Source organism: Nitrosococcus wardiae (assembly GCF_004421105.1).
GTDB lineage: Bacteria > Pseudomonadota > Gammaproteobacteria > Nitrosococcales > Nitrosococcaceae > Nitrosococcus > Nitrosococcus wardiae.
The window spans coordinates 2,869,904-2,893,047 of sequence record NZ_CP038033.1 but is presented as its reverse complement, the minus strand read 5'-3'; the positions used below and the strand labels follow the sequence as shown (position 1 = coordinate 2,893,047).

The following is a 23,144-nucleotide window of genomic DNA, read 5'->3' as shown; positions in this document are numbered from 1 at the left end:
AAAGCGCTGCTTCCGGACAACTTTTCCGCTGAGCTCCAAATTTGCCGCAGAGCGCGGCGTTAAGTGCTACAAGGAAAATTATGGCCACTAAAGAAGATTTACCTGATTGGGTAGAGGCAGCTCTAAAGCATCAAGGCGGCAGCGCTCGGCTAGTAGATATTGCCAAATACATTTGGGAGCATCACGAATCAGAGCTTAGAGTTTCCGGAGATCTGTTTTATAAGCGGCAATACGATATGCGCTGGGCTGCTAACCAATTGCGCCGCACAGGAAAAATGAAAGCAGCATCGTTCATCTTGATAATGGAAAACATGAGACTCCTCCAGGTTGATGCTGGTAAGGTAGCAGAAGTCCCTATGCCCTTCCATCAGGTTTTCCCCCTCATCCTCGCCTTCTCCCGCCAGGGGAGAGGGGAGGGAAGGGAACATTGAAAGGGAATTAGACGATAGACCCGCCCATATTATGTCTTTTTTTCTAGGTGTCTTTTCTTGGTTCAATGGAATAAGGCGGGTTGAAAAGTTGGTTTAATGGCAACAATAAATGAAAATTGTTTGTTGTGTGGTAGCTTTGTTATAAACACTGAAAGCAGCTATAGTCCTCTATGAGTCGATTGGATTTGTCCCAACGAAGCCCTACTACCAGGTGTGATGTAATTGGAAGATAGATTTGTGAGGAAAAATAATAAAGTCGAAATCCGTTACTGCACTCAATGCCGTTGGCTACTGCGGGCTGCCTGGATGGCCCAGGAGTTATTAACCACCTTTGATCAAGAAGTCTCAGAACTGACCTTGCGGCCTGAAACGGGTGGCGTTTTCGAGGTGGTGGCAAATGGCAAGCTCATTTGGTCACGGAAAGAAGCAGGGCGATTTCCTGAAATTACTGAACTCAAGCAATTGGTCCGAGACCAAATCGCTCCCGGTAAGGATCTCGGCCATGTGGACAGGAAAGGTTCCCAATCTGCCAAAACATAATTGAGCTAGGGTTCGCGTACCGCCTATTTAGCCTTCGAAAATAGAGCATTGATGGATTTATGTGATAGAGATAGATCGCTCTGGATTGTAAAGGGAAACCCGCCCCCTAGGCACTTTCCTCCACCTGACGGTAGTACTCTTGGCACGCCGCCTCCCGGCCCCGCACCACCCGCTGGCCGGCCAGGGAACCTCGGGTCTCGGTCACCACCGTGTGCTGATTCTCGTAGTGGTGATCATCATAGAAGTACAGCACGACCCAATCCCGGGTACGCTCCAGTTCATGGGCCCGGGCTGTATTGGAATACAGGGCAGTGAAATGCCACTGTCCCCGTTGGGTATGCAGCACCGGCAGCCAAGCCTCGCCGGATGGATTGAACCGCCGCGGCGCAATAGTGGGCAGCCGGCCCGCTTCGGCCTTGTCCCGGTACTCCCGGTCCACATCCAGCAATATGTCCACCGGCGGACCTTTAGCTCCAGTGCTAGACGGGCGCCGCGGCCGCCGTCCGAGCATACTGGCTAGCGCCGCGCGGATTGCCGCCGCCCGGCGGCGCCCTACACCCTCCACCTGTTCTAGGCGGCCATCGTGGGCGGCGATTTCCAGCGCCTCTAGGCTGTCCACCTGGAGCGCCTCGTGGATCCGTTGGCCCAGCTTGGGACCAATGCCGGGGATGGATTGAAATACCTGTTCCGGTTCTAGGGCGCCGCGTAAGCTCTCCAACCGGCTCGAGCGACCTCGGGCGACAATCTCGTAGATTGCCCGGGCAATGCCGCTACCCACTCCGGGCAGGGCCGTGAGGCCCTCAATGCCCTCCTCCTCGACGATGCGCTCCACGCCATGCTTCAGTCCGGTGATTGTGTCTGCCGCCTTGCGGTAGGCGCTCACCCGGAAGGGATTCGCCCCCTGCTGTTCCAGCAGATCGGCGATCTCGTTGAGTTGTTGTATAACTTCCTGGTTGACTGATGGCATGGGTAAGGGCAGAGATGCCGTTCTATCTTAAGGCTGAATAGCGGTGATGAGCGCAGCATATTAGTCTATAGGGCATTATTCATCTCCTTTGATAGCCCTATTTCATTTATCAAATCAAGGTCGATAAAAGGCCATGACGTTGCTTAATGATCCCATTCCCCAAGCATTTTGGGCTCGGGAGTTTTAAGGGATTGGTATCTATATTAACTTCCTAGCCGATAAAAGACATAGGGGGCCACCATAATCCAGATCGGAACCAGGAGCCATAGGCGTCCAGCAAGGACATTATAATCATGAAAAAGTCGTCTCCAGGAATGCTTTGCCACGTAGTGCCCAAAGAGAAATTCAAACCCCACTGTGAGCCCCAGCCAGGTAAATCCCATGATCCATGCGTGCTGTGCGGAATCCAGGGGCCACAGACAGAGGAGTGCCCAAATGTAAAGGCTAAACAGGAGGAGGCCGCTGACGGTAGAGACTTGATGGGCCTGTAGCTCGCTGAGACGCTTGCCATACCAGGCTTTGCGGAGTGCCCCGTTGAGAATGGCGATCAATACCAGGGGGAGCCAAGCGAGAATAGATTGCCAGATTATTGGTTTTCTACCGCTTTATCAAACAAAGTGGGGGCACAGTGATGGGGATCATATTTTTGTTTGAGTCTGTCATAGGCAGCACCATTATAAAGGCAGTCAAAGGTTTTTTTATCTATAAAGGTCGAAGAGTAGAGCATTTTTAATCCCCCTAAGCGAAAGCATTCCTGATCCAATCGTTTGGTGTAGTAGAAATCCTCGTCTTCTCTGGGTTTGGGCGTGAGGCAGTAGCAGCCCAGATTAAAATAGAGGGTATGGGCCTGGAGGGGGTAGAGGGTGGGGGATTGGGAGGGGATAATGGGTAACGCCACCCAAGGCTGATCCTGCAAGTCGACATTTTCCAAAGCAAAATGGACTAAATTTTCTGCCTGTTCCCAGGGTACTTCCCAGTCTTGAATGAGCTGTTCGGTGCCCTCATCCGCATCAATGTGCAAAATTTTATAAAGTTTGTTTTTCCAGGTGGTATAGCGGTTATAAAAGCCGGAACTGCGCATTTTTAAGGGAGCAAGCTTGCGAAATAGCCAATAAAAGCCCGTTTCAGGTACATTCCAAAACCAGTCTGGATCATAACGGAAAATATACTGCTTGGTTGGTAAAAACATTTCGGCTTTCTGTCGCGCCGTTTTGTAGTAAATATTTTGATAAATATCGTCAAGCTGAGGGGCACTTTTAGTAAAATTTGCTTCTGTGAGATATAGTTCGTGGGGATTATAAAAAAGCCCTTCGATAAAATTCGCTTGGGCGAGCTCCACCGCCTTTTTCATGGCTTCTAAATAATCATGGACCTGATTAAATTGGGTATGGCGAATCTGTACATAAGGTTTTGCCGGGATTAACTTGATTTTAGCCCGCAAAATATAGCCGAGAGTGCCATAGGAGTTGGGCAGGGCGTGAAATAAGTCTGAATAGGCATTGTCGGCGGTACAGGTGATGATGCGGCCTTCGGGGAGGAGGACATCGGCTTCCATAAGGCCGTCATGGACAAAGCCATAACGATAACCCGCCGATTCGATCCCAATGCCTACCGTGGCCCCCCCAATAGTAATGTGTTTCAATTCGGGGGCAATGGTGGGTAAAAAACCGTGGGCTAGCGTTTCATCCACAATTTGCTCGTAAGTGGTTAAGCCCTCCACTTCCAAGGTTTGGGCGTGACGGTCAAGATGGAGAATATGATTAAAGTCTTGGAGTGAAACCACCTTGGTGGCTTCCGGTTGTCGGCCTTGATAACGGAATAAATTGGAAGTGGTGCGCTTTTTGATGCGAATTTTCTGGTGGGATGGGGGGCCAATGGCGTATTTTAGTTGTTGCAGGCGTTGTTGGTAAGCGGGTTGGGTCATGGGGTTGGGGTCGTGGCGGTAATTTTAAAGGTCTAGTTGTCGGAGCGCTTTGGCGACTTGGGCCAGCTTACGAATCTTGGCGGTAAGTGATTGGCGAGGACTCATTGATATTGAGGATAGGCTGAACCTCATCCAGTAGCAACACTAATAATCTATATGGTCCAGCAAAAGGTGGCAGGATAGCCGTTCGAGAAAGTACATTTTATGTACTTAGATACACAAAATATGTATATTTACACCCTTGTTATTGATTTCCCAATAAAGTCCTATTTGTATTTTATTTTTAATAAGCTATTGAATTATTAATGTTTTTGTCGTCAATGTTCGGGCTGGCACAGAAGTTGGATTATCTTCCGTGGGAAAGAAAAAACCATGAGGAGGTTATCATGTCTTTCTTTAGACGCCTATCTGCCAGCTTAACCGCCCGCATCGACCAGGTGGTTGCTCAGATGGAGAACCACGATGCCATCATTGAGGCTGCTATTCGGGAGGCCCGCCAAGCTACCGCCAAAGCCAAGGTTCGCTTGGCCCGGGTCCGCAGTGATGGTGAGCGGTTGGAAACCAAGCTCGCTGAGCTGCGAGAAGCTGAAATCAAATGGTCGGAGCGGGCCAGGCGCATTGCCAAAGAGGATGAGAATAGGGCGTTAGAATGCCTGCGCCGCCGCCGGGGATGTCAACGCCAGCGGGTCCAATTGGAAAAGGCGCGGGAAAATCACCAACAGGGGGAGGTTCGTTTGGTAGGGGATGTAAGAGAAGCGGAAGAGCGGGTTGCCGACATGACCCAGAAGCGTCATTTGATGCGTACCCGCCAGTCGGCGGCTGAGGCTCTCAATTCCATCACCCGTGTGGACTCCCGTATGGATGGCGATGTTGCCGATGCCTTTGAGCGGTGGGAGGTCCGTATCACCGAGGCCGAGTACGAGGCGGGCACCGCAGACTTTCTGGATAGCTTGGAACAACGTTTTGCCGATGCCGAGGAACAGGACGCCCTGCGCGCCGAATTGGATGAACTTTTGTTGAAGGAGGAGAACCATCATGAATGCTGAAACTCAAGTCCAGGTGGCGCAGCCTGCCGCGTCACAGCCCTCCGTCAGCCGCTTTAACTTTCAATTTTTACCCCGCTTGTTGCGGGGGGTGGGGGCCGTGGCTGTGGTGGCTTCTCTCTCTATTTTTTTGCTTCAGGGCTGGGAAAGCGGCAATGATAGTTACCGTTATTTGCTGCTGCTCGCCCATACCGCAGGTTTGGCAGTGATGGGCTTTGGCGCGGGTCACTGGCTGCGGGAAAGCAAGGGGGCCCGCCTTTTATTGCTGTTGGCATTGGTCTCGGTGCCGGCTAATTTCGCTATTCTGGGGGCCTTTGTTTATTCCGCTTCTGACGCCAATAGTACTGCCTATCCTGTCTTTGCCACCTGGCAGGCAGAAAGCTTTACGGTCACCTGGGGGCTGCTTGCCGGTGCCGTCCTGGTGTTGGCGCCGGTTGCCTGGTTAGGTTTTCGGGTATTGGCCCGGCATTCCGCTGGGCCTTTGACGGGACTCTTTTTGGCCACGAATGGGGTCTTACTGATTCCCTTGCGGGAAGAGACGTTTGTGGCTTGGGTATTGCTGGGATTGACGGTCTTTGTGCTCTGGTGGACTGCCCGTGTCGGGCACCGTGACACCGCCATGAAAACCCTGGAAGGAGCGTTTGCGCGGGGATTGCAGTTTTTGCCCCTGGCCCTATTGTTTGGGCGCACGGTTTGGCTTTATACCGCCGACGCCTTTTTGTTTACCGCCATGTCGGTAACGGCATTTCTTATGTTGCGCCAGGTGGCCCTGGAGCTGAATAGCCGCTCCAAGCTCCGCAGTTTTAGCGAGCAATTGGCCATCCTCCCCGCCTTGACCACCGGATTGGGATTGGCGGCGGTGGTGGATAAGGTCATCAAGGGAGGCGATGCCTACGCCTTTGCGGTGTTCTCCTGGGCGGCGGCAGCCATGATTTTTGAAATCAGTTTGCGTACCCCAGGCAGTGGGGCTAGTTACCGCCGCAAGGCGGCCGTGGTGATGACGGTGGGCTTATTGGCTAATTTAGTCCTCTATGAGGGGGTTGCCGCTGCCATTTTGTGTCTGCTGATGGGGATGGGCGTGCTGGTGTGTGGTTATCTCATGGAGCAGCGGTTGGTCTTTGGCATGGGCTTGGTAATGCTGATAGCCGGCCTTAGCTTCCAAGTGCAATATGCTATCACCGCGTTTGACCTGGGAAGCTGGGGAAGTTTGGCGGTGCTAGGGGTGGCCGCCATTCTCACCGGGTCGGTGATTGAACGCCATGGCCCCCAACTGAAGCTCCGTGGCCCCCAACTGAAGCTCCGTTTGACCCAGTGGGGGCAGCAATTTAAATCTTGGGAGTATTAGGAGGGGGGATCACTTTGAGTCCGATGACTTTCCTGCTGCACCGATGTCCCCCCGTGGGGGGAACATCGGTGTTCCTTTATTGCCCCTTTACTCCCAACCGGTGACGGTCAAACAGCAACCTTTGACTTCGGAAGAGCGGGAGTTCTTTGCTCTGCTCACCGAGGTCATCTTCTCCAATCCCTTTAGCTTTCAAAAAGACCGGTTGGCTTCCCTGGGAAGTCAAATCCAAGGTCCTACCCCAGTACCGGATGATCATCACTATAGTGCCCTGATTCCCCCTTTGGAACAGTGGCTGGCCCGTTTGGAGTCTCGCGGCCTTTGCCGTATTCAGGCAGTCCCACTCCAGGACCGTCGGCTGCTCCAGTATGCTTTTTTGTTCCAGCTCTATGATCGCTATGTGGCGCAATGGGATCAGTTAATTCAAACTCAAATGGTCAAGGGGGCAGCCCCCGCACCTGTTCCTTTTGCCGAAGAACTCATCGATAAACTCCAAAATCGCGGCTTTTCTATTGAGGAGGCGGGGCGTTATTTGGCCTTATTTTATCAATTGCGCCGCGCCTATTTTTTTATTGCCCATGCCCTGGTGGGGGATTCTCCCTCCATGACCCGTCTGCGCCATGCCCTGTGGAACAACGTCTTTACTACGGATGCCCGTTTCTATGCGGACCACCTTTGGGACCGGATGGAGGATTTCTCCACCCTGCTGCTGGGGGAGACTGGAACCGGTAAGGGGTCAGCGGCGGCGGCTATTGGCCGCTCGGGATTAATCCCCTTTGATCTTAAGAGCCGACGGTTTACCTATAGCTTTACCGAAACCTTCATCGCCATCAATTTATCTCAATTTCCGGAGAGCTTGATTGAATCGGAGCTGTTTGGCCACCGGAAGGGGGCCTTTACCGGCGCCATTGACAACCATAAGGGTCTTTTCCAGCGTTGCAGTCCCCATGGGGCCTTATTCCTGGATGAAATTGGCGATGTTTCGGTACCGGTGCAGATCAAACTGCTCAATGTGCTGCAAGAAAGGCAATTCACGCCGGTAGGGAGTCATTCCCCCCTCCGTTTTGCCGGGCGGGTGATTGCCGCCACCCATCGTTCCCTTCCAGCGCTGCGTCGGGAGGGGCAGTTTCGTGATGACTTTTATTACCGTCTCTCATCGGATGTCATTGAAGTCCCGCCCTTGCGGAGACGGCTTCAGGAATCTCCCGCCGAATTGAAGCAATTGGTGGGATTATTGGCCAAGCGGCTTACGGGCCAAGCCGCCGAGGATTTAATCGATCGAATCCTGCAAGTCCTGAATAAATGCCTGCCGGCGGATTACGCCTGGCCAGGCAATGTGCGAGAGTTAGAACAGGCGGTACGGCGGATTATTCTCAAAGGAGACTACCAGGGAGCCGAAGCGCCGACTGATCATGGATCTTGGTTGTGCCAGGCGACCCAGGGTAAATTGAGTGCGCCGCAACTGTTGGCTGCCTATTGCCAAATGCTGTATCGACGGCACGGAACCTATGAAGCTGTCGCCACCATCACCGCTCTTGATCGCCGCACGGTGAAAAAACATGTTCAAGCCGGCGCTTCGAAGGAAGACTAAATGGCCCTTCTCCGGATGGAGAAGGGTGCACAGCAGAGGTGCTGTGCACCGCCAAAAACTAAAGCTGAAAACTAAAGCTGATTGAGGGGAATTTTCAAATAACTGATGCCATTATCCTCCGGTGGGGGGAGTGCACCTGCGCGAATATTGATTTGCAGGGAAGGCAGGATCAGCACCGGTGGGGCCAAGTTGCGGTCTTTCTCGATTCGCTTGCGGATAAATTCTTCCTCACTGATTCCGGCCTTAACCAGAGGATTGTGGGCCTTTTCTTCGGCAATGGTGGTTTCCCAACGGGGTTCGCGCCCACCGGGCCGGTAGTCGTGACACATAAACAACCGGGTTTTGTCGGGCAGTTCGTAGATACGCTGGATTGAACGGTACATGGCCCTGGCGTCGCCCCCTGGAAAGTCCGCTCGCGCGGTGCCGTAGTCCGGCATAAATAGGGTATCTCCCACAAATGCCGCCTCGCCAATGAGGTAGGTGATACAAGCAGGGGTGTGTCCAGGGGTATAAAGGACGTGGGCCTCAAGGGCGCCGATTTGAAAACGTTCGCCATCGGAAAAGAGGTGATCAAATTGGGAGCCGTCGGTTTTGAAGTCAGGTCCTAGGTTGAACAGGTGGCTAAATTTTTTTTGGACCTGGGTAATATGTTCGCCAATACCAATGCGTCCTCCGAGTTGCTGCTTCAGATAATGGGCTGAACTTAAGTGGTCGGCATGGGCATGGGTTTCCAGAATCCATTCCACTTTTAACCCGTTCTCGCGCACGTAGTCAATCAGTTGATCCGCCGATGTGGTGCTGGTGCGGCCCGCCTTAGGGCTGTAGTCCAGAACCGGATCGATTAGGGCACATGCCGGGTCGCCTGGGGCCCGCACCACATAGGAAATGGTTGAAGTCCCAGAGTCAAAGAAAGCCTGTATATGGGGTTTCACGGGGGTTATCTCCTATCTACTTACTTGCTGCCGTTTTTGGCCGCATAGACACTCAACGCATCTATTTTATAGAGATTAATCCTGCTTTTTAAAGGTATTGCGGCTGGACCCAAACTAGCCTTTCCGGAAAGGTATACCCAATTGATTTGCCATGTGGATCATGCTTCCCAGTCCGCTGATGTCTGGAATAAATTTTTGGAAGATCCGGGGCCTATGGTGGTAGGGGTGGTGCAGGGGGTATCCTGCCGATTGCAATATCATGTGGTTTGGGTTTGCAAATACCGCCGCCGGGTTCTAAAACCCGGCGTTTGTGCTTATCTTCTTGCAGGCTTGTTTTTGTCTAATTATCCGGAGGCCCTTGCCAGCTCCCTGGGGATGCGCCAGCAAGGGTTATCCTTTTCCAGAATCCTCTTTATGTGGAGTTCCTTGATGGTTTTTACGGGCTTTGGCGCTGTTCTCGGCAGCCTGTTCTTTGGGGGGTTGCCGGTGCCGGTTTTCTCTGCCATGCAAGGGGTAGCAGCGGGCGCTATGCTGACAATGATCGCCGAAACCATGCTGCCAGAAGCCTACTCCAAAGGCGGCTCAGTGGTTGGGCTATCCACGCTATTCGGTTTTCTTGCCGCTATTTTCTCCCGTACGCTAGAGTAGTGCCAGCAAGTTATGCAACCGCTAGGCGCCAAGTTCAGCTTTTCGAGCTTGTATCTGCTTAGCAAGTTCTACTAAGTCTTCCTTGCTTAGCAGCTCTTTGGCACGTGGAAACATCTTTTTTTCTTCCTCATCAGCGTGGTGCTCGACGAGTTCCTTGAGTACCTTGGCACGGCCACTGAATTGATCGGTAGCGGGCGAGGTTGCTTGCAGGTCCGGTAAAACAAGTTCTCCCACCGCGCGGTGCTCTTCAAGGGCTTCAAAGTACAGCCTTTCATCCTCCACCTTTTTCCCTGCTTTTTTAATGGCGGGATAAAAGATTTCTTCCTCAACCCGGGTGTGGATTTCAATTTCTTTGCCGATGCGCGCAAGCAAATCCTGACGTTTCTTCTCGGCACGTTTGGTCGTAGAGGCAAGTTCATTGAGAAGCGCTTTGACGGCGTCATGATCAATTTTTAGTAGCTGAATGGCATCCATTGCAGGCTCCCAGAGCTTAAAGAAAGGTAAAGTGAGTATCCTTGTGCTCATTACAAAAAGCAAAATGGGTGCCAGGTCGGCTTAGCCCAAAAATAGAGGTAAATACAGGTTAAAGGGGCAACGATAGAGAGTAAATTTTACAGGCGATTGAAGAAATGTCCGTAGCCGAATAGAAGAAGCTTTTGTCAAAGATGACTTGTGTAGACCGCTCTAGGCAGTGCTGATCGACGCCACTTCGTTATTGCGAGCCTCTACACACCTAAAAAATTCTGCTTCATCCACTAGAACGCGGCGACCTACCCGTTTAAAGGCCGACTTAAAGTCGTTGGTTTCAGAAAAAAATATGAGATGACGGAGCCCACCTATTGGTGGCCATGGATGGTGATCGTTCCACTTGGTGACTGGGATGAGTGAGTTTTTAGATTCTTTTTGGTTTTGTGAGGACATAGATTGCTCCTAATTTTTCTGTCACGCGGCGGGTTGCCGTGTGTTGTTGGAGCAAATAATTTATTAAGAATTTACAGGCCCTAAGAGGTGAAGTTTTAATAGTTTTGGGGGCAGAATCCCCCTCTGGGAAATTTTCCCAATTAATCGCCAATAATTTCCCAGCCTTTCAGAGCATCCTTAACAATATCCTGGCTGATAGTTTTATTTTCCAATGCTACGGATGAGAGTCCTGCTAGGGTCCGATATAAGGGGCTTTTGAATTCCCATGTAAAATGTTTTGCCATCAATCGAATGATCATCAACGATGAAGGGGAACGGCTCGCCTTCAAGCTGACCCCAGCGAATGTCGATGACCGCCAACCCGTTCTCGAGATGACCCGAGGGAGGTTTGGAAAACTCTTCGGGGATAAAGGGTATATTTCTCAGCCCCTCTTCGAGCTCTTGTTTGAGCGGGACTTGCAACTCATTACTAAGCTCAAGAAAAACATGAAAAACAAACTCCTACCCCTGTTCGATAAGATCCTCACCCGAAAACGGGCCCTCATTGAAACGGTCAACGATCAATTCAAAAATATTTCCCAAATTGAGCACACCCGCCATCGCAGCATCGCTAACTTTATGGTCCATTGGGTCGCTGCCCTGATCGCTTAATATTTGCTCAAGAGCGAGCAAGTCACCGAACTCAAAGCCTTGGGGAAAGTGCTAGGGCGCCATCCCTCCACCCTTTATCCCTGGTTGGAGGGGTATCGGGCCCGCGGGTTAGCAGGCTTGCTGGAGCTTGGGACGGCGTACAATGGGCGTGCCCGAGCTATACCACCGGCGGTTGAGCAGGCCTTACTCATTGGGGGGAGGCGCTGGGTCGAGTTAATTTATTAATTCATTGAAAATTTTAGAAAAAAGTGCCTTCCAGGGGGGAGGAGGCACTGGCATAGCGTTTCCGCGGAATACGCCCGGCAAGGTAGGCTTTGCGCCCTGCTTCCACCGCTTTTTTCATCGCCGAGGCCATCAAAATGGGATCTTGAGCTCCGGCAATGGCGGTATTCATGAGCACCCCGTCACAGCCTAGCTCCATGGCAACCGCCGCATCGGAAGCGGTGCCCACCCCCGCGTCTACCAGGATAGGCACCGTGGCGTTCTGGATAATTTCCAGGATATTGTAGGGATTCCGAATACCCAGCCCGGAGCCGATGGGCGCTGCTAGGGGCATGACTGCAATACAGCCCATCTCTTCTAAGCGCTTAGCGGCAATCGGATCGTCATTGGTATAGACCATAATTTGGAAGCCTTCCTTGATGAGCACTTCAGCGGCCTTATAGGTCTCTACCAGATCGGGAAAAAGGGTTTTTTCGTCTCCCAGGACTTCCAGCTTCATCAAGTCATGGCCGTCTAGTAGCTCCCGGGCTAAGCGGCAGGTGCGCACCGCATCTTCAGCACTGTAACAGCCTGCGGTATTGGGGAGAAGGGTGTAGCGATGGGGGGGAATGACATCGAGCAGATTGGGTTCACCGGGATTTTGCCCAATGTTGCTTCGGCGAACCGCCACAGTGACGATCTCGGCACCGCTGGCTTCAATGGCCGCCTGAGTTTCCTTCAGGTCCCGGTATTTACCGGTCCCTACCAGGAGTCGGGAATGATAGGTTTGGCCTGCGACCGCTAACGGAGTATCAGCTGTGCTCATTTGATCTTCCCTCTTGGGATTTGCTCATGGGGCCTATTATACCGATTAAAGGCGGTTATCGCCGCTGTCTAGAGTTTGACCGCCGCCAATGGCATGGACGATCTCCACTTTATCGCCCGGTTGCAGACGCCAATGGGGATGTTCGCTGCGGGGGACGATTTCCTGGTTGATCTCCACTGCGAGCCGTTTTCCCTGGAGTTCCAATAGCATAATGAGCTCTGAGACTAGGCAGCCTTCCGGTACCTGGTGAGTTTTGCCGTTTAATAAAATTTCCATCGTGGTGCGATTACTAGCTAATGTTGTCTATTATTAAAACATAGTCATTAATCAATTTCTTAATGGAGCCGCACCTTTGTTCGCAATGAAACGCTATCTGTGGGTTTTGGGGTTCATTGCCTGTCTTTGTATAGGATTATCGGTGCCAGCGCAGCAAAATCAGGGCTCCAGGGGAACGGTCCTGTTATTGGATATCCAAGGTGTGATCGGGCCCGCTGTCAGTGGTTATGTCCAGCGAGCAATGGAAAGAGGGGGAGATAAGGGGGCGGCGCTTATCATCTTGCGGATGGACACCCCGGGGGGGCTGGATAGGGCCATGCGGGATATCATCCGGGATATCTTGGCTTCCCCTGTACCCGTGGTGGGGTACGTGGCCCCTAGTGGGGCCCGGGCGGCCAGTGCCGGTACCTACATCATGTACGCCAGTCATATCGCCGCTATGGCCCCCGCCACTAATCTGGGAGCAGCAACGCCTGTACAGCTTCCTATGGGGGCCCCGCCGTCGCCAGAGGAAGGGGAGGGAAAAGAAGAGGGGCAGTCATCCCAAGAGGCTATGGCCCATAAGGCGATCAATGATGCCGTGGCCTATATCAAAGGGCTAGCCGCCCAGCGGGGCCGGAATGCGGAATGGGCAGAGCAGGCGGTACGGGAGGCTGCCAGCCTTTCGGCCCAAGAGGCCCTAGAGCTAGGAGTTATCGATCTCATTGCTGCGGATATCCCCACTTTGCTCAAGCGTCTTGACGGACGGACCGTGAGTGTGGCAGGGGGTGAAACCACCTTACGTACTACCGGGATGACCATTAGTCGGGTTGAGCCCAACTGGCGGGATCGGCTACTGGCGATCATTGCCAATCCTAATGTGGCTTATATCTTAATGCTGGTGGGGGTTTATGGGCTGATTTTCGAACTGGCCAATCCGGGTTTTATCTTGCCGGGAGTGGTGGGGACCATCTCTCTTTTGCTCGCTTTCTATGCCTTTCAGGTTCTGCCCATCAGCTCTGCGGGGCTGGCGCTGATGGTGTTGGGGATCGCCTTTATGGTGGCTGAAGTATTTGTGCCGAGTTTTGGAGCCTTAGGGGTGGGCGGGGTTATTGCCTTTGTGATTGGTTCAGTCATCCTCTTGGATACCAATGTGCCAGGTTATGAGATTTCCTGGCCTTTGATTATTGCGGCGGCCTTGACCAGTGCGGCTTTTCTGTTTGTGGTGCTGTCCTTGGCGATCCGCTCCCAGCAGCGGCCGGTGGTGAGTGGGCGGGAACAGATGGTAGGGGCGGTGGGTAAGGTGATAGGGGTATCGGGGGACACAGCGACCGTTCGCCTTCACGGAGAGGTATGGTCGGCCCAGGCAGCTGAGCCGTTAGCGTTGGGCCAACGGGTACGGGTAACGGGATTGGAGGGATTAATGTTGAAAGTAAGGCCGGAACCGGAGGAAGATCATCATGATTGAGGCGCTCTATTATGTGCTGGCAGTGGTTGTTGCTTTTCTCGTTCTCGCTATCCGCATCCTGCGGGAGTATGAGCGGGGCGTTATTTTTATGCTGGGGCGGTTTTGGAAAGTAAAAGGGCCAGGACTGATTATTCTTATCCCTGGCATTCAACAGATGGTGAGAGTGGCGTTGCGGACTGTGGTGTTGGATGTGCCTAGCCAGGATGTCATTTCCCGAGACAACGTGTCCGTGAAGGTCAATGCGGTGATCTACTACCGGGTCGTTGACCCGGAGAATGCCATTATCCAAGTAGAAGATTACGATACGGCTATTAGCCAATTGTCCCAGACCACCTTACGTTCGGTATTAGGTCAGCATGATCTAGATGAGATGCTGGCTGAACGGGATAAGCTCAATAACGATATCCAACAGATTTTGGATGAACAAACTGATGCCTGGGGAGTCAAGGTGGCTAATGTAGAGATTAAACATGTGGATCTTGATGAAAGCATGATCCGTGCCATTGCTCAACAAGCGGAAGCCGAGCGTTCCCGGCGGGCTAAGATCATCAATGCGGAAGGGGAGAAACAAGCAGCCGACAAGCTGTTGGAGGCCGCTAAGATTTTGTCGGCGGATCCCAGAGCGATCCAGTTACGTTATCTGCAGACGCTCAAAGATATTTCTACCCACCAAAGTTCTACTGTAGTGTTTCCTTTACCCCTTGATTTGATTTCGCCCTTATTGGAGACTGCCACTAAGCGCAAGAATAAAATAGGAGAATAGGTTAGCTAGGCCCTATGATGGGAACCTTTTGGCAAGAAGCCAAGTCGCGTTTTAAGCAAGAATTGCAGCCTTCTGAAGGAGGAAAGGACCGCGGGTGGCGGGCTTTTTTGCGCCAAAAGTTTAATCTCATCCAGGTAATATCACAGAAAATTCTTGAGGGAGAGCTTACTTTGTGGGCTACTAGCTTAGTTTATACCACTTTGCTCTCCCTGGTCCCCTTGCTGGCAGTCAGTTTTTCGGTGCTCAAAGCCTTTGGTGTCCATAATCAGATAAAGCCAGTACTGCATCATTTTCTGCTGCCGTTAGGGCCGCGGAGTGAGGAGATTACTACTCAGATTATCCAGTACGTGGAAAATTTGAATGTCGGCGTGCTGGGATCCATAGGATTGGGACTACTTTTCTACACGGTGATCTCTCTTATCCAGAAGATTGAAAGCGCCTTTAATCAGGTCTGGCGGATTAAAGCAGAGCGCCCTTTTCTCCGGCGTTTTAGTGATTACCTTAGCGTGCTACTCATAGGCCCCGTGCTAGTATTTTCAGCGATAGGAGCGACCGTATCGGTCTTGCAAACTAGTTTCATTCAAACCCTCTTAGAGTTGGAATTTTTGGGTAGAGTTTTAGTGGCGATAAGTCAACTGCTGCCCTACCTACTCGTCATCGGCGGTTTTACCTTTGTTTATATCTTTCTCCCCAATACTAAAGTTAAGTTAGGCAGCGCTTTGGTGGGGGGAGCGGTAGCCGGGGTGTTATGGGAGACTACGGGGCTCCTTTTCGCTTTTTTTGTGGCCACCTCTACCAAATACGATGCCATTTATTCCGGTTTTGCCATTGTGATTCTCGTTATGATTTGGATCTATATTAGCTGGCTTATCCTGTTGATAGGGGCGCAGGTGGCGTATTACCACCAATATCCTCAAATGATAAGTTTGGCTAAGCAAGAGTCTTTGCGCCTGAGTAATCGTCTTAAAGAGCAAGTAGCGCTACTTATCCTGATTCAGGTAGGAGAAGCATTCCACCAGGGGCATTCCCCCCTTACACTAGAGAACTTGATTGAGCGGTTGGGTCTTCCCGGTTATTTAATGAAGGAAATTCTTGAATCCCTGGAAAAGGAGCATTGGATAACAGAAACTAGTGATGAGCCTCCCGGTTATTTGCTGAGCCAAGATCCAGATACCGTCACTATACGAAAAGTAGTGGAGATTATTCGGCGGATGGAAGAACAGGATTTTCCCTTGGAACAGGCGCCCCTTAAAATGCCCGCTGTGGATGGGGTAATAGAAAAAATTGAGCAGGCTTTGGACCAGGCGTTAAAGGAGGCCACCTTAAAAGATTTAATAAGGGGTAAATTTCAGGTTAAGTCGAAGACAAATGGGGGAGTAAACGCTCCTGCTTAGGGCACAGCATTTTTAGATGAATCACCTGCTAAGGCAGGGCCAATCGGGCTTTTTCCCCACGCCGGTAAAATACGCCAGTCCTGCCAATAATTTGCACCAACTCTGCTTCAGTCACCTCGAGGATATACTTAATCATTGCCGAGCGTTCTTCCCGTTCAGCACCATGGATTTTGATCTTAATAAGCTCATGGTGCTCTAAGGCGTTATTAATTTCTTCCAGCACGGCTTCCGTCACTCCGTTTTGGCCTATGATCACCACCGGTTTTAGAGAATGGGCTAGAGCTCGTAGGTAGCGTACTTGATTTTTGGTAAGTGGCATGATGGGTGAAGAAGACTTAAAGATAATTATCTGTTTTTAATTTTACCTAGGCCTTTAATTGAAGTATAGTTTTTTGTGACAATGTTAATCATAACAGTGACTTATTAGTTAATTTTAAAGTAAAAAATAGTATGTTTTGATGGGATGATATGGCACGAAGCAAGTTATTGCGTTATAGTCGCTTCTTCCTTAAACCCTGAGGGGAGATGGATTTCCTCGCTGATGAGGATAGGCAAGGGGAGAACGAAAGGTCGGGAGAGACGGCGAAAAGCGTGGGATATAGCGGTTTCCATTTAGATAGAATTCCATTGGACTTGGGGTCAGCGCGTTGCCCTAAACGCCTTTAAACGAGAAGTGCTATAGTGACAGAAAGGGTTGTTACCACTTTGGAAAAATAAGAAAACGCACCTCTAATGGTGCCTTGAAAGGTGGGCCGAAAATGTTCTCAAAAATGATTGATTTTGTCAAGACATTATATGTGATATGTCGGTTAGAGGCTGGACCGCAGAAGGTACCTTCTTCAACTGCGCTCCTTACTGGGAGCTTGATAGCCTATATCTTGGGCCGGATGTGGGTAGAAACGTTTGATCACTCAATAGCAGCCGCGGGGTTTTTGGGAGTATTCGATGCCATACTGCTTGCTTTGGTGGCTAGTGTGCCGTTGATGCTACTTAGATTCAATAATCGAATACTGCAAACGTTGACAGCGATGGCTAGCGCGGGCTTTGTGGTGTGTCTTGCCCAGTTGTTTCTTTTGTTTCTTTTAAGCGATTTACCCCTTCCTGAGGAACGTTTTTCTCGGGTAGTCACTTTTTTAACACTCCCGCTTTTGCTGTGGAAAATATTAATCAATACCGTTCTGCTAAAGACTGCTTTGGCTTGGAATTTTCTGCCAGCTCTTGGTCTATCTTTAGGGCACCTGTTGCTAGTGTTTCTAGTGGGTGGCCCCATGGCTTCTAGTTTGGTGGGGTGAGGCAAGTAGCCAAAGGAGCAGAGGGGACTTTGCCTTTTTCCCACAACAGATTTCTGTCTAGTCATCGTTTGGAGGAGAGGCGACTCTGGACGAAGGAACCTCGACTCTCAGCTATGCTGTTCACGGCCAGGTAGTTGCAAAGTACCTGGGTCAGTTAATCGCTATGCTGGCGATTCTGACCCTTCCTCCTCTCGGGGCATCGGTCATCTTCAGTGAGTATGAACTCAGCTTTCGTTATCTTGCTGTTATCTTTGTTCTAAGCTTCTTCGCCGTTCCCTGGGTACGATTGTCTGTACCGGCCCAGGTCCAGACCAATGAAGCTTTAGTCGTAGTTGCCCTTACTTTTATTCTAGCCCCTCTGTTCATGAGTTTTCCCCTCATGGGTGAAGGCCTTTCCTTTGTGGATGCCCTCTTTGAGGCTGTGTCTGCGGTCACGACGACGGGATTGTCCACCTTAGCCACCGTTGAGGATAAATCCCAGACCTTTCTCTTTGCCCGGGCTTGGATGCAATGGTACGGCGGGCTCGGGATTGTCGTGCTTTCTGCTGCTCTGCTCATGGGACAGCATGTGGCTGCCCGGCGCCTGACTGAACCCGTTGGGAGGGCTGAGGGTTTGATTGCTGAGGGTCTGATCACTACGGCAAGGACTCATGCTCGGCGGATGTTGGTGGTCTATGGAGTGTTGACTGGTTGGGGGTTGTGGGTGCTGTGGGCCATTCAGGGAGATTTTTTCAGTGCTCTGATCTACGGGCTCTCCGCCGTTTCCACGGGAGGATTTTCCCCTTCGGATGAAAGCTTGCTGGGATTAGATACCGACGTTGCCCGCTGGGCGGTGATCTTATTGGCTTTGGGGGGCGCCATACCCCTACCACTTTACTACCTTATTTATCACTTGGGTTGGCGCCAAGTTATTGATGGGGTTGGTTGGGGCAGGGATTCTGGCATGGCGCCTTCATGCCTTGGTGGGGTTATCTTGGGCGGAGAGTCTTCCCCAGAGCTTGCTGCTTGGCTTTTCTGCGCTGACCACAGCCGGTTTTAGTAACCTTGAGGTAGCCGATCTGGATCCTGCTTCGAAACTATTGTTGATGGGGATGATGAGTGTGGGAGGGGGGATCGGTTCTACCGCTGGTGGCATCAAGATACTGCGGCTATTGATTTTTTTGCGTTTGGTTCAGCTGCTTATTCAGCGTACGGCCCTCCCTCCCCAAGCTGTCCACAAGCCTAGGTTAGCGGGGAGAATTTTGCAGGAGGAGGAAATTCAGCAGATTCTGCTATTGATTATGCTATTCGGATTGGTGGTGGTGTTTTCATGGTTAGGGTTTGTGCTTTTGGGGGAGCCTTCCTTGAATGCGCTGTTCGAAGTGGTATCGGCAACGGGAACGGTGGGCCTTTCCACGGGAATTACTGGCCCCGGGCTGCATCCTTTCTTAAAGCTCTTGCTTTGTATCGATATGCTGCTCGGCCGGTTGGAGATTATTGCCTTGTTAGTTCTCTGCTATCCTCGTACTTGGATAGGGCGGCGGACTCAATCCCGGTGAGATAGCCAGCCGCTTTGCTATATTATTATCAAGAAGGCGATCTTGAACGATGCGAGCGGTTTTTATTGGGGCAAGTTCTTTGGCAGTGATGACAGCCCGCTTACTTTTTAAGCGCGGACATGAAGTGATTTTTGTTGAGCGCAGAAAGGAGCGAATCGATGCCTTGGCCGAAGAGCTTGACTGTGGGTTTTTACATGGCGATGGCAGTAAACCTGCTATCCTACGCCAAGCTGACCCAGCGGATACGCATATTTTATATTGTCTGACGGGTAATGATCAGGCCAATATCCTCGCTAGCCTTTGGAGCTTACCACGATGATCCGGGATGTAGCTCGGGTATTTTCATTCGTGGTTCGGGAGCAGGATAAAGGATCCATTGAAATGCTTAATTTACCTGAGAACAGTCGGGTGATTTGTATTTATCGGGATCACGAATTTCTTATTCCGGAACCGGAAACTTTGCTGGAAGCCAAAGATGAAGTGGTGATTATCACCCATCGGCAGAATTTGGCTAAGCTAGAGGAGCGTTGGACGCCTCAACGGCAGCAATCCACCTCTCAAGTTTTCCAAAAATAGCTATGGAATATAAGGATTATTACAAAATCATGGGGTTGCCTCGGACTGCGTCCCCGGAGGAAATTAAGCGGGCCTATCGGCGCTTGGCCCGCAAGTATCACCCGGATGTCAGCAAGGAACCTCAGGCTGAGGAGCATTTTAAGGAAATTAATGAAGCCTATGAGGTGCTCAAAGACCCGGAAAAACGGGCTGCTTACGATCAGTTGGGCTCAGGGTGGAGAACGGGAGAGGAATTTCGTCCACCACCGGAGTGGGAACAGCGCTATTGGTCCGGCCCTGGCGGTTTCGGTGCAGCGGATTTTGCCGATTTAGGGGAATTCTTTGAATCTCTTTTTGGTGGTGCGCCCTTTCGCCGGACGACTCGGACCACAACTGGATTTCCAAGGCCTGGTGAATCCCAACACGCCCGGTTAGAGGTCAGCTTAGAAGATAGCTATCAGGGGGCGACGCGCACGATTACCTTAGAAGTCCCTGAAGTCAGCCGCCAAGGGCAGGTGGTGAACCGTACTCGTAGTTTGCGGGTTAAGATCCCTAAAGGGGTGACCCAGGGTCAGCAGATCCGGTTACCAGGCCAGGGCTCACCAGGAATGGGTGGGGGACGCCCAGGGGATCTCTACTTGGAGGTGGTGTTTCAACCTCATCCCCTCTACCGCCCTGAGGGCAAGGATATTTATGTGGATTTACCTGTTGCCCCTTGGGAGGCTGCCTTGGGCGCAGATCTTTTCGTGCCGACCTTAGGCGGTGAGGTCAAAGTGAAGATCCCTCCAGGTTCTCAAAGCGGTCACCGCTTACGGCTCAAGGGCCGGGGTTTGCCAGGAAACCCACCTGGTGATCAATATGTGGTGCTACACGTGGTTTTGCCCCAGGCGGAGAGCGAAGCGGCACGGGAGGCTTATCGCCATCTTGCCAAAGCTATGCCTTTTAATCCTCGTCAGAAGTGGGGAATGTAACCCATGAAAAATTCAGTTGTGACAGGCGTAGTGATTGATGAGGATCACTTTACCCTAACGGAATTGACTGAGATCTGCGGAATTACTCCTGAAACTGTTTTCGAGATGGTAGAGCTGGGTTTGCTTAACCCCCAAGGTAGTCGGCCAGAGCGGTGGCTTTTCCCTGGTATCGCTGCCTGTCGTGTACGCCAAGTACTGCGTCTTTCCCAGGATCTAGAGGTTAATATGGCGGGGGCGGTATTGGCTGTCGAATTGCTAGAAGAGCGAGAACGGCTACAGGCCCAGATCCGCGAGTTAGAGTACCGTCTCTCGTTGCTCCGTTGATTAAGGGAGCGTTATAGGATAGGAAAATATCAAAACATATTGGGAGAATGACCTTAAGTTGTTTCCTCTTTATCCTTGCTGGCTGTGTTCCATGTGCTCGCAGTACTCTTGCAGGTGGTCGGGTAAATCAGCCGGGCAGACTCCGCATTGTCGGTTGCCAGGGACGGCATAATCAATGAACTTGGGATAGGCCAAGTCCAGGTTGCGCATAATATCGCGGAATTGTTCTAAACTCTTGCCCTGGCCTAGGCGTGGGTTGCGGTTTTTCTCTTGCGCAATCGTTGAAACGCGACGGTGATGGTAATCATGGGCTGGATAGACGAGATAATCGTCGGGAAGTATGAAAAGTTTATCAGTGACACTATGATAAAGAGAGTCCGTGTCGCCGTTTTGGAAATCTGTGCGTCCGCAGCCGTCGATCAGAAGAGCATCACCGGTGAAGACGTGGTTCTGAAAAATATACGCGAAATGGCCGTCCGTGTGGCCCGGCGTATAAAGTGGCTGAAACGTCAAGCTGCCTACTTGAAACGGTTTTCCTTCTTCAATGCCCACATCAATACAAGGCAAGCGATCAATCGCCGGTGCCGCAATTTTGCTACCGACTTTTTGCTTAAGCTGAAGCGCTGAGGTGATGTGATCAGCATGGATGTGTGTGTCCAGCGTATAGGCTAGCGTCAGCCCCAGCTTATTGACCTCAGCTAGGTCTCGCTCCAACGAATTGATGACCGGATCTACTAAGACAGCCAAACCAGTCTCCTCACAGCCCAGCAAATAAGTATAGGTGCTCGAAATGGGTTCATACAATTGTCGAAAGATCATCATTTATTCCTCGCCGGGGCTTCTACAGTTTCAGAAAAACAATATAGATTCAAGAAGACAAAAGGTACAGTCGTATCTCTTCCTCTAAGAAACGAACTTGCCAACCATCGTCTCGCGAAGACTCGGTAACCCCCAACGGCTGAAAATTCGCAATGTACGCCGGTTAGCTGGCCTGACATTCATGCCACGATGAAATTTCTTTAGGTTCTTTGTTCGAATATCAACTTGTGTGCAAAAGCTCCCGCAACCATTGCAGCAACGAAGCCAAGGACCGGCAATAGCCCAGTGGCAAGCGCAGTAATAGCCGGCCCGGGGCATAGGCCCGCCAGCCCCCAGCCCACCCCGAAAAGTATTGCGCCGGTTACTAGACGAGCATCTATATCCTGCTTTGTCGGCAAATAGAAACGTTTTGCAAATAAAGGATGCGGCCGCTTGAGAATGAGCCGGAACGCCGGAATTGTCACAAGCAGGGCGCCTCCCATCACGAAGGCCAAAGTCGGGTCCCATGTGCCGGCGACATCTAAAAAATTAAGAACCTTTGCCGGGTTCACCATTTGCGAAACGATTAGCCCCAGAGCAAACAGAATGCCTGAGACTAGCGATAGAATGAGTTGAAGCATGTTATTTCTTTGTGTCATGTTAACCTCCGAATATGTGACGTATCACAAAGGTTGTCATTCCAGCCGCCGCCATAAAGGTGAGGGTTGCTATCATTGAGCGGGGTGCCAGTCTTCCAATTCCGCAGACACCGTGACCACTGGTGCAGCCACTGCCAAGTCTCGTACCAAAGCCAACCAGAAGTCCCGCAAACAGCATGATTGGCCAGCTGACCTGCAAATCGACAGGCAAGGGATTTGCCAACAGAGGCCAGGTTGCTCCGCCCAGGATGAGCCCCCCCACAAACATGATGCGCCACCCCAAGTCCCCTTTAGCAGGAGTCAACAAACCGCCGTAAATTCCGCTAATTCCCGCAATGCGGCCTGCACCTAGAAGCATTAAAATGCTGGATAATCCAATCATTAGACCCCCGATGAGTCCACTGACAGGTGTAAATTCAGTCATGGTTTCCCCTTTAAGTACCTCAGTGAAAGTTTTGAAGTATTCCTAAAACACCTCATATTTTATTCATAGATACTTATAAGCACTCAATCTTTAGAATAACCCTATTCTGTTATACCCGCGGGGGTATATCAAGCTAATAAACTCCACTTTGGGTTTCCTATACTCAGGAAAACGTGGCTAATCCTCCGGAAAAATTACGACTTTTTCCGAATAACTGCAGACATATTACTGGTGTGTTATAGGCTTATCTTTATATACCCCCGCCTGTATAATATGTGCTCAGGAGTGTTTCCAGGAGATCTTCATGTCTGATTTAGACCGTCCAAAAGAAGTGCGTAAGAAAGCCCTGCTTTCCAGGCTGGCACGCGTGGAGGGCCAGATCCGGGCGATCCGTCGTATGATCGAGGAAGGCCAGCGCTGTGAATCGATTGCCCAGCAATTGGCCGCTTCTCGCACCGCCATGAATAAAGCCTTTTGTGAAATGATGGCTTGTGCCATCGAAGATGAAGTTGATAAGGAAGGTTTGCTCAATGACGCGGTCCAGAAAAAATTATCAGAGCTGACACGGATTCTCACCAAGTATGGATAAGTTGGGAAAGGCTGGTGTGCTTTCTGCGTGGGTCCGCCGTATCCTTGGTCTTGGCCCCCCTGCCGCCAATGTGTCGAATCACTTGGAAAAGTTGTTG

Annotated in this window: 29 protein-coding genes and 1 pseudogene; 19 read left to right on the top strand and 11 right to left on the bottom strand. The window is 51.2% G+C overall.

The window, feature by feature from the left end:
* Nucleotides 1-80: 80 nt before the first annotated feature.
* Entirely contained in the window at nt 81-431 is a 351-nt protein-coding gene (locus E3U44_RS19695; RefSeq protein ID WP_206054801.1) for a hypothetical protein, read from the top strand.
* Between the two features lie 237 nt (nt 432-668).
* Nucleotides 669-971, top strand: a complete 303-nt coding sequence (locus E3U44_RS13765; protein WP_134358713.1) for an Rdx family protein — start codon at nt 669-671, stop codon at nt 969-971.
* Between the two features lie 106 nt (nt 972-1,077).
* On the opposite strand, the gene E3U44_RS13760 is transcribed toward E3U44_RS13765, so the two are convergent.
* The 3 genes from E3U44_RS13760 to E3U44_RS13750 all read right to left on the bottom strand — a co-directional run bounded on the left by E3U44_RS13760 (nt 1,078) and on the right by E3U44_RS13750 (nt 3,862).
* The gene (locus E3U44_RS13760; RefSeq protein WP_134358712.1) at nt 1,078-1,938 is read right to left on the bottom strand and encodes a helix-hairpin-helix domain-containing protein; all 861 of its coding nucleotides are present in this window, start codon (nt 1,936-1,938) and stop codon (nt 1,078-1,080) included.
* Between the two features lie 203 nt (nt 1,939-2,141).
* Entirely contained in the window at nt 2,142-2,489 is a 348-nt protein-coding gene (locus E3U44_RS13755; protein WP_240761498.1) for a hypothetical protein, read from the bottom strand.
* Nucleotides 2,490-2,524: 35 nt separating this feature from the next.
* Nucleotides 2,525-3,862, bottom strand: a complete 1,338-nt coding sequence (locus E3U44_RS13750; RefSeq protein WP_134358710.1) for an FAD-binding oxidoreductase — start codon at nt 3,860-3,862, stop codon at nt 2,525-2,527.
* A gap of 386 nt (nt 3,863-4,248) precedes the next feature.
* Here E3U44_RS13750 and E3U44_RS13745 point away from each other — a divergent pair, with 386 nt between their 5' ends.
* From E3U44_RS13745 to E3U44_RS13735, 3 genes are read left to right on the top strand one after another with little or no spacing between them, the layout of a single operon-like run.
* Complete coding sequence (locus E3U44_RS13745) at nt 4,249-4,908, top strand: PspA/IM30 family protein (RefSeq protein WP_166805087.1); 660 nt, start codon at nt 4,249-4,251, stop codon at nt 4,906-4,908.
* Nucleotides 4,898-6,250 carry a hypothetical protein gene (locus E3U44_RS13740; RefSeq protein ID WP_134358708.1) on the top strand — a complete coding sequence of 451 codons (1,353 nt, stop codon included), beginning with the start codon at nt 4,898-4,900 and terminating at the stop codon, nt 6,248-6,250. Before E3U44_RS13745 ends, E3U44_RS13740 begins: the two co-directional genes overlap by 11 nt.
* Nucleotides 6,251-6,293: 43 nt before the next feature.
* Nucleotides 6,294-7,838: a sigma-54-dependent transcriptional regulator gene (locus E3U44_RS13735; RefSeq protein WP_134358707.1), complete on the top strand. Its 1,545-nt coding sequence runs from the start codon at nt 6,294-6,296 to the stop codon at nt 7,836-7,838.
* Nucleotides 7,839-7,909: 71 nt separating this feature from the next.
* Here the strand turns inward: E3U44_RS13735 and E3U44_RS13730 are convergent, their stop codons facing one another.
* Nucleotides 7,910-8,770 (bottom strand): MBL fold metallo-hydrolase, encoded by an 861-nt coding sequence (locus E3U44_RS13730; protein ID WP_134358706.1) that lies wholly within the window; start codon nt 8,768-8,770, stop codon nt 7,910-7,912.
* A gap of 141 nt (nt 8,771-8,911) precedes the next feature.
* Between E3U44_RS13730 and E3U44_RS13725 the strand changes: the two genes are divergently transcribed.
* Complete coding sequence (locus E3U44_RS13725) at nt 8,912-9,418, top strand: ZIP family metal transporter (protein WP_134358705.1); 507 nt, start codon at nt 8,912-8,914, stop codon at nt 9,416-9,418.
* A 21-nt stretch (nt 9,419-9,439) separates the two neighbouring features.
* On the opposite strand, the gene E3U44_RS13720 is transcribed toward E3U44_RS13725, so the two are convergent.
* A complete protein-coding gene (locus E3U44_RS13720) occupies nt 9,440-9,892 on the bottom strand; it encodes a hemerythrin domain-containing protein (protein WP_134358704.1) in 453 nt (150 codons plus the stop codon).
* A 738-nt stretch (nt 9,893-10,630) separates the two neighbouring features.
* On the opposite strand from E3U44_RS13720, the pseudogene E3U44_RS13710 reads away from it, so the two are divergent.
* Nucleotides 10,631-10,987: pseudogene (locus tag E3U44_RS13710) on the top strand (transposase); the annotation flags it as partial.
* Between the two features lie 6 nt (nt 10,988-10,993).
* Nucleotides 10,994-11,215 (top strand): hypothetical protein, encoded by a 222-nt coding sequence (locus E3U44_RS13705; RefSeq protein WP_240761496.1) that lies wholly within the window; start codon nt 10,994-10,996, stop codon nt 11,213-11,215.
* Nucleotides 11,216-11,228: 13 nt separating this feature from the next.
* Here E3U44_RS13705 and E3U44_RS13700 read toward each other — a convergent pair whose 3' ends face one another.
* Nucleotides 11,229-12,017 carry a thiazole synthase gene (locus tag E3U44_RS13700; RefSeq protein ID WP_134358702.1) on the bottom strand — a complete coding sequence of 263 codons (789 nt, stop codon included), beginning with the start codon at nt 12,015-12,017 and terminating at the stop codon, nt 11,229-11,231.
* Between the two features lie 45 nt (nt 12,018-12,062).
* A complete protein-coding gene (gene thiS / locus E3U44_RS13695) occupies nt 12,063-12,293 on the bottom strand; it encodes a sulfur carrier protein ThiS (RefSeq protein ID WP_134358701.1) in 231 nt (76 codons plus the stop codon).
* An 85-nt stretch (nt 12,294-12,378) separates the two neighbouring features.
* Here thiS and E3U44_RS13690 point away from each other — a divergent pair, with 85 nt between their 5' ends.
* From E3U44_RS13690 to E3U44_RS13680, 3 genes are read left to right on the top strand one after another with little or no spacing between them, the layout of a single operon-like run.
* On the top strand, nt 12,379-13,740 hold the full coding sequence (locus E3U44_RS13690; RefSeq protein WP_206054981.1) for an NfeD family protein: 1,362 nt from the start codon (nt 12,379-12,381) through the stop codon (nt 13,738-13,740).
* Nucleotides 13,733-14,503 carry a slipin family protein gene (locus E3U44_RS13685; protein WP_134358699.1) on the top strand — a complete coding sequence of 257 codons (771 nt, stop codon included), beginning with the start codon at nt 13,733-13,735 and terminating at the stop codon, nt 14,501-14,503. The genes E3U44_RS13690 and E3U44_RS13685 overlap by 8 nt, the downstream gene beginning before the upstream one ends.
* Nucleotides 14,504-14,517: 14 nt before the next feature.
* Nucleotides 14,518-15,897 carry a YhjD/YihY/BrkB family envelope integrity protein gene (locus E3U44_RS13680; protein ID WP_240761495.1) on the top strand — a complete coding sequence of 460 codons (1,380 nt, stop codon included), beginning with the start codon at nt 14,518-14,520 and terminating at the stop codon, nt 15,895-15,897.
* A gap of 28 nt (nt 15,898-15,925) precedes the next feature.
* On the opposite strand, the gene yhbY is transcribed toward E3U44_RS13680, so the two are convergent.
* A complete protein-coding gene (gene yhbY, locus E3U44_RS13675; RefSeq protein WP_134358698.1) occupies nt 15,926-16,216 on the bottom strand; it encodes a ribosome assembly RNA-binding protein YhbY in 291 nt (96 codons plus the stop codon).
* A gap of 439 nt (nt 16,217-16,655) precedes the next feature.
* On the opposite strand from yhbY, the gene E3U44_RS13670 reads away from it, so the two are divergent.
* The 7 genes from E3U44_RS13670 (at nt 16,656) to E3U44_RS13650 (ending at nt 20,577) form a co-directional block, all read left to right on the top strand.
* Nucleotides 16,656-17,189, top strand: coding sequence for a hypothetical protein (locus tag E3U44_RS13670; RefSeq protein ID WP_134358697.1), 534 nt, complete (start codon nt 16,656-16,658; stop codon nt 17,187-17,189).
* A 163-nt stretch (nt 17,190-17,352) separates the two neighbouring features.
* Nucleotides 17,353-18,228: a potassium transporter TrkG gene (locus E3U44_RS20105; protein ID WP_240761493.1), complete on the top strand. Its 876-nt coding sequence runs from the start codon at nt 17,353-17,355 to the stop codon at nt 18,226-18,228.
* Nucleotides 18,188-18,727: a potassium transporter TrkG gene (locus E3U44_RS20100; protein WP_240761491.1), complete on the top strand. Its 540-nt coding sequence runs from the start codon at nt 18,188-18,190 to the stop codon at nt 18,725-18,727. The genes E3U44_RS20105 and E3U44_RS20100 overlap by 41 nt, the downstream gene beginning before the upstream one ends.
* 49 nt (nt 18,728-18,776) lie before the next feature.
* Nucleotides 18,777-19,046, top strand: a complete 270-nt coding sequence (locus E3U44_RS20095; protein WP_240761489.1) for an NAD-binding protein — start codon at nt 18,777-18,779, stop codon at nt 19,044-19,046.
* Nucleotides 19,043-19,303 carry a TrkA C-terminal domain-containing protein gene (locus tag E3U44_RS20090; protein ID WP_240761488.1) on the top strand — a complete coding sequence of 87 codons (261 nt, stop codon included), beginning with the start codon at nt 19,043-19,045 and terminating at the stop codon, nt 19,301-19,303. Before E3U44_RS20095 ends, E3U44_RS20090 begins: the two co-directional genes overlap by 4 nt.
* A 2-nt stretch (nt 19,304-19,305) precedes the next feature.
* Entirely contained in the window at nt 19,306-20,253 is a 948-nt protein-coding gene (locus E3U44_RS13655; protein ID WP_134358696.1) for a DnaJ C-terminal domain-containing protein, read from the top strand.
* A 3-nt stretch (nt 20,254-20,256) separates the two neighbouring features.
* Nucleotides 20,257-20,577, top strand: coding sequence for a chaperone modulator CbpM (locus E3U44_RS13650; protein ID WP_134358695.1), 321 nt, complete (start codon nt 20,257-20,259; stop codon nt 20,575-20,577).
* 69 nt (nt 20,578-20,646) lie between these two features.
* On the opposite strand, the gene E3U44_RS13645 is transcribed toward E3U44_RS13650, so the two are convergent.
* The 3 genes from E3U44_RS13645 to E3U44_RS13635 form a co-directional block, all read right to left on the bottom strand.
* On the bottom strand, nt 20,647-21,396 hold the full coding sequence (locus E3U44_RS13645; RefSeq protein ID WP_134358694.1) for an MBL fold metallo-hydrolase: 750 nt from the start codon (nt 21,394-21,396) through the stop codon (nt 20,647-20,649).
* Nucleotides 21,397-21,596: 200 nt separating this feature from the next.
* Nucleotides 21,597-22,034, bottom strand: coding sequence for a YeeE/YedE family protein (locus E3U44_RS13640; RefSeq protein ID WP_134358693.1), 438 nt, complete (start codon nt 22,032-22,034; stop codon nt 21,597-21,599).
* A gap of 1 nt (nt 22,035) precedes the next feature.
* Nucleotides 22,036-22,458 (bottom strand): YeeE/YedE family protein, encoded by a 423-nt coding sequence (locus tag E3U44_RS13635; RefSeq protein ID WP_134358692.1) that lies wholly within the window; start codon nt 22,456-22,458, stop codon nt 22,036-22,038.
* A 304-nt stretch (nt 22,459-22,762) separates the two neighbouring features.
* Between E3U44_RS13635 and E3U44_RS13630 the strand changes: the two genes are divergently transcribed.
* Complete coding sequence (locus E3U44_RS13630; RefSeq protein ID WP_134358691.1) at nt 22,763-23,047, top strand: metal-sensing transcriptional repressor; 285 nt, start codon at nt 22,763-22,765, stop codon at nt 23,045-23,047.
* Nucleotides 23,048-23,144: the final 97 nt, after the last annotated feature.

Excerpts from the sequence above, each read along its gene's own strand:
- E3U44_RS19695 (WP_206054801.1), top strand. The coding sequence starts at position 81 with ATGGCCACTAAAGAAGATTTACCTGATTGGGTAGAGGCAGCTCTAAAG.
- E3U44_RS13760 (WP_134358712.1), bottom strand. The coding sequence starts at position 1,938 with ATGCCATCAGTCAACCAGGAAGTTATACAACAACTCAACGAGATCGCC.
- E3U44_RS13750 (WP_134358710.1), bottom strand. The coding sequence starts at position 3,862 with ATGACCCAACCCGCTTACCAACAACGCCTGCAACAACTAAAATACGCC.
- E3U44_RS13745 (WP_166805087.1), top strand. The coding sequence starts at position 4,249 with ATGTCTTTCTTTAGACGCCTATCTGCCAGCTTAACCGCCCGCATCGAC.
- E3U44_RS13740 (WP_134358708.1), top strand. The coding sequence starts at position 4,898 with ATGAATGCTGAAACTCAAGTCCAGGTGGCGCAGCCTGCCGCGTCACAG.
- E3U44_RS13735 (WP_134358707.1), top strand. The coding sequence starts at position 6,294 with ATGTCCCCCCGTGGGGGGAACATCGGTGTTCCTTTATTGCCCCTTTAC.
- E3U44_RS13720 (WP_134358704.1), bottom strand. The coding sequence starts at position 9,892 with ATGGATGCCATTCAGCTACTAAAAATTGATCATGACGCCGTCAAAGCG.
- E3U44_RS13700 (WP_134358702.1), bottom strand. The coding sequence starts at position 12,017 with ATGAGCACAGCTGATACTCCGTTAGCGGTCGCAGGCCAAACCTATCAT.
- thiS (WP_134358701.1), bottom strand. The coding sequence starts at position 12,293 with ATGGAAATTTTATTAAACGGCAAAACTCACCAGGTACCGGAAGGCTGC.
- E3U44_RS13690 (WP_206054981.1), top strand. The coding sequence starts at position 12,379 with ATGAAACGCTATCTGTGGGTTTTGGGGTTCATTGCCTGTCTTTGTATA.
- E3U44_RS13685 (WP_134358699.1), top strand. The coding sequence starts at position 13,733 with ATGATTGAGGCGCTCTATTATGTGCTGGCAGTGGTTGTTGCTTTTCTC.
- E3U44_RS13680 (WP_240761495.1), top strand. The coding sequence starts at position 14,518 with ATGATGGGAACCTTTTGGCAAGAAGCCAAGTCGCGTTTTAAGCAAGAA.
- yhbY (WP_134358698.1), bottom strand. The coding sequence starts at position 16,216 with ATGCCACTTACCAAAAATCAAGTACGCTACCTACGAGCTCTAGCCCAT.
- E3U44_RS13670 (WP_134358697.1), top strand. The coding sequence starts at position 16,656 with ATGTTCTCAAAAATGATTGATTTTGTCAAGACATTATATGTGATATGT.
- E3U44_RS20105 (WP_240761493.1), top strand. The coding sequence starts at position 17,353 with ATGCTGGCGATTCTGACCCTTCCTCCTCTCGGGGCATCGGTCATCTTC.
- E3U44_RS20095 (WP_240761489.1), top strand. The coding sequence starts at position 18,777 with ATGCGAGCGGTTTTTATTGGGGCAAGTTCTTTGGCAGTGATGACAGCC.
- E3U44_RS20090 (WP_240761488.1), top strand. The coding sequence starts at position 19,043 with ATGATCCGGGATGTAGCTCGGGTATTTTCATTCGTGGTTCGGGAGCAG.
- E3U44_RS13655 (WP_134358696.1), top strand. The coding sequence starts at position 19,306 with ATGGAATATAAGGATTATTACAAAATCATGGGGTTGCCTCGGACTGCG.
- E3U44_RS13650 (WP_134358695.1), top strand. The coding sequence starts at position 20,257 with ATGAAAAATTCAGTTGTGACAGGCGTAGTGATTGATGAGGATCACTTT.
- E3U44_RS13645 (WP_134358694.1), bottom strand. The coding sequence starts at position 21,396 with ATGATCTTTCGACAATTGTATGAACCCATTTCGAGCACCTATACTTAT.
- E3U44_RS13640 (WP_134358693.1), bottom strand. The coding sequence starts at position 22,034 with ATGACACAAAGAAATAACATGCTTCAACTCATTCTATCGCTAGTCTCA.
- E3U44_RS13635 (WP_134358692.1), bottom strand. The coding sequence starts at position 22,458 with ATGACTGAATTTACACCTGTCAGTGGACTCATCGGGGGTCTAATGATT.
- E3U44_RS13630 (WP_134358691.1), top strand. The coding sequence starts at position 22,763 with ATGTCTGATTTAGACCGTCCAAAAGAAGTGCGTAAGAAAGCCCTGCTT.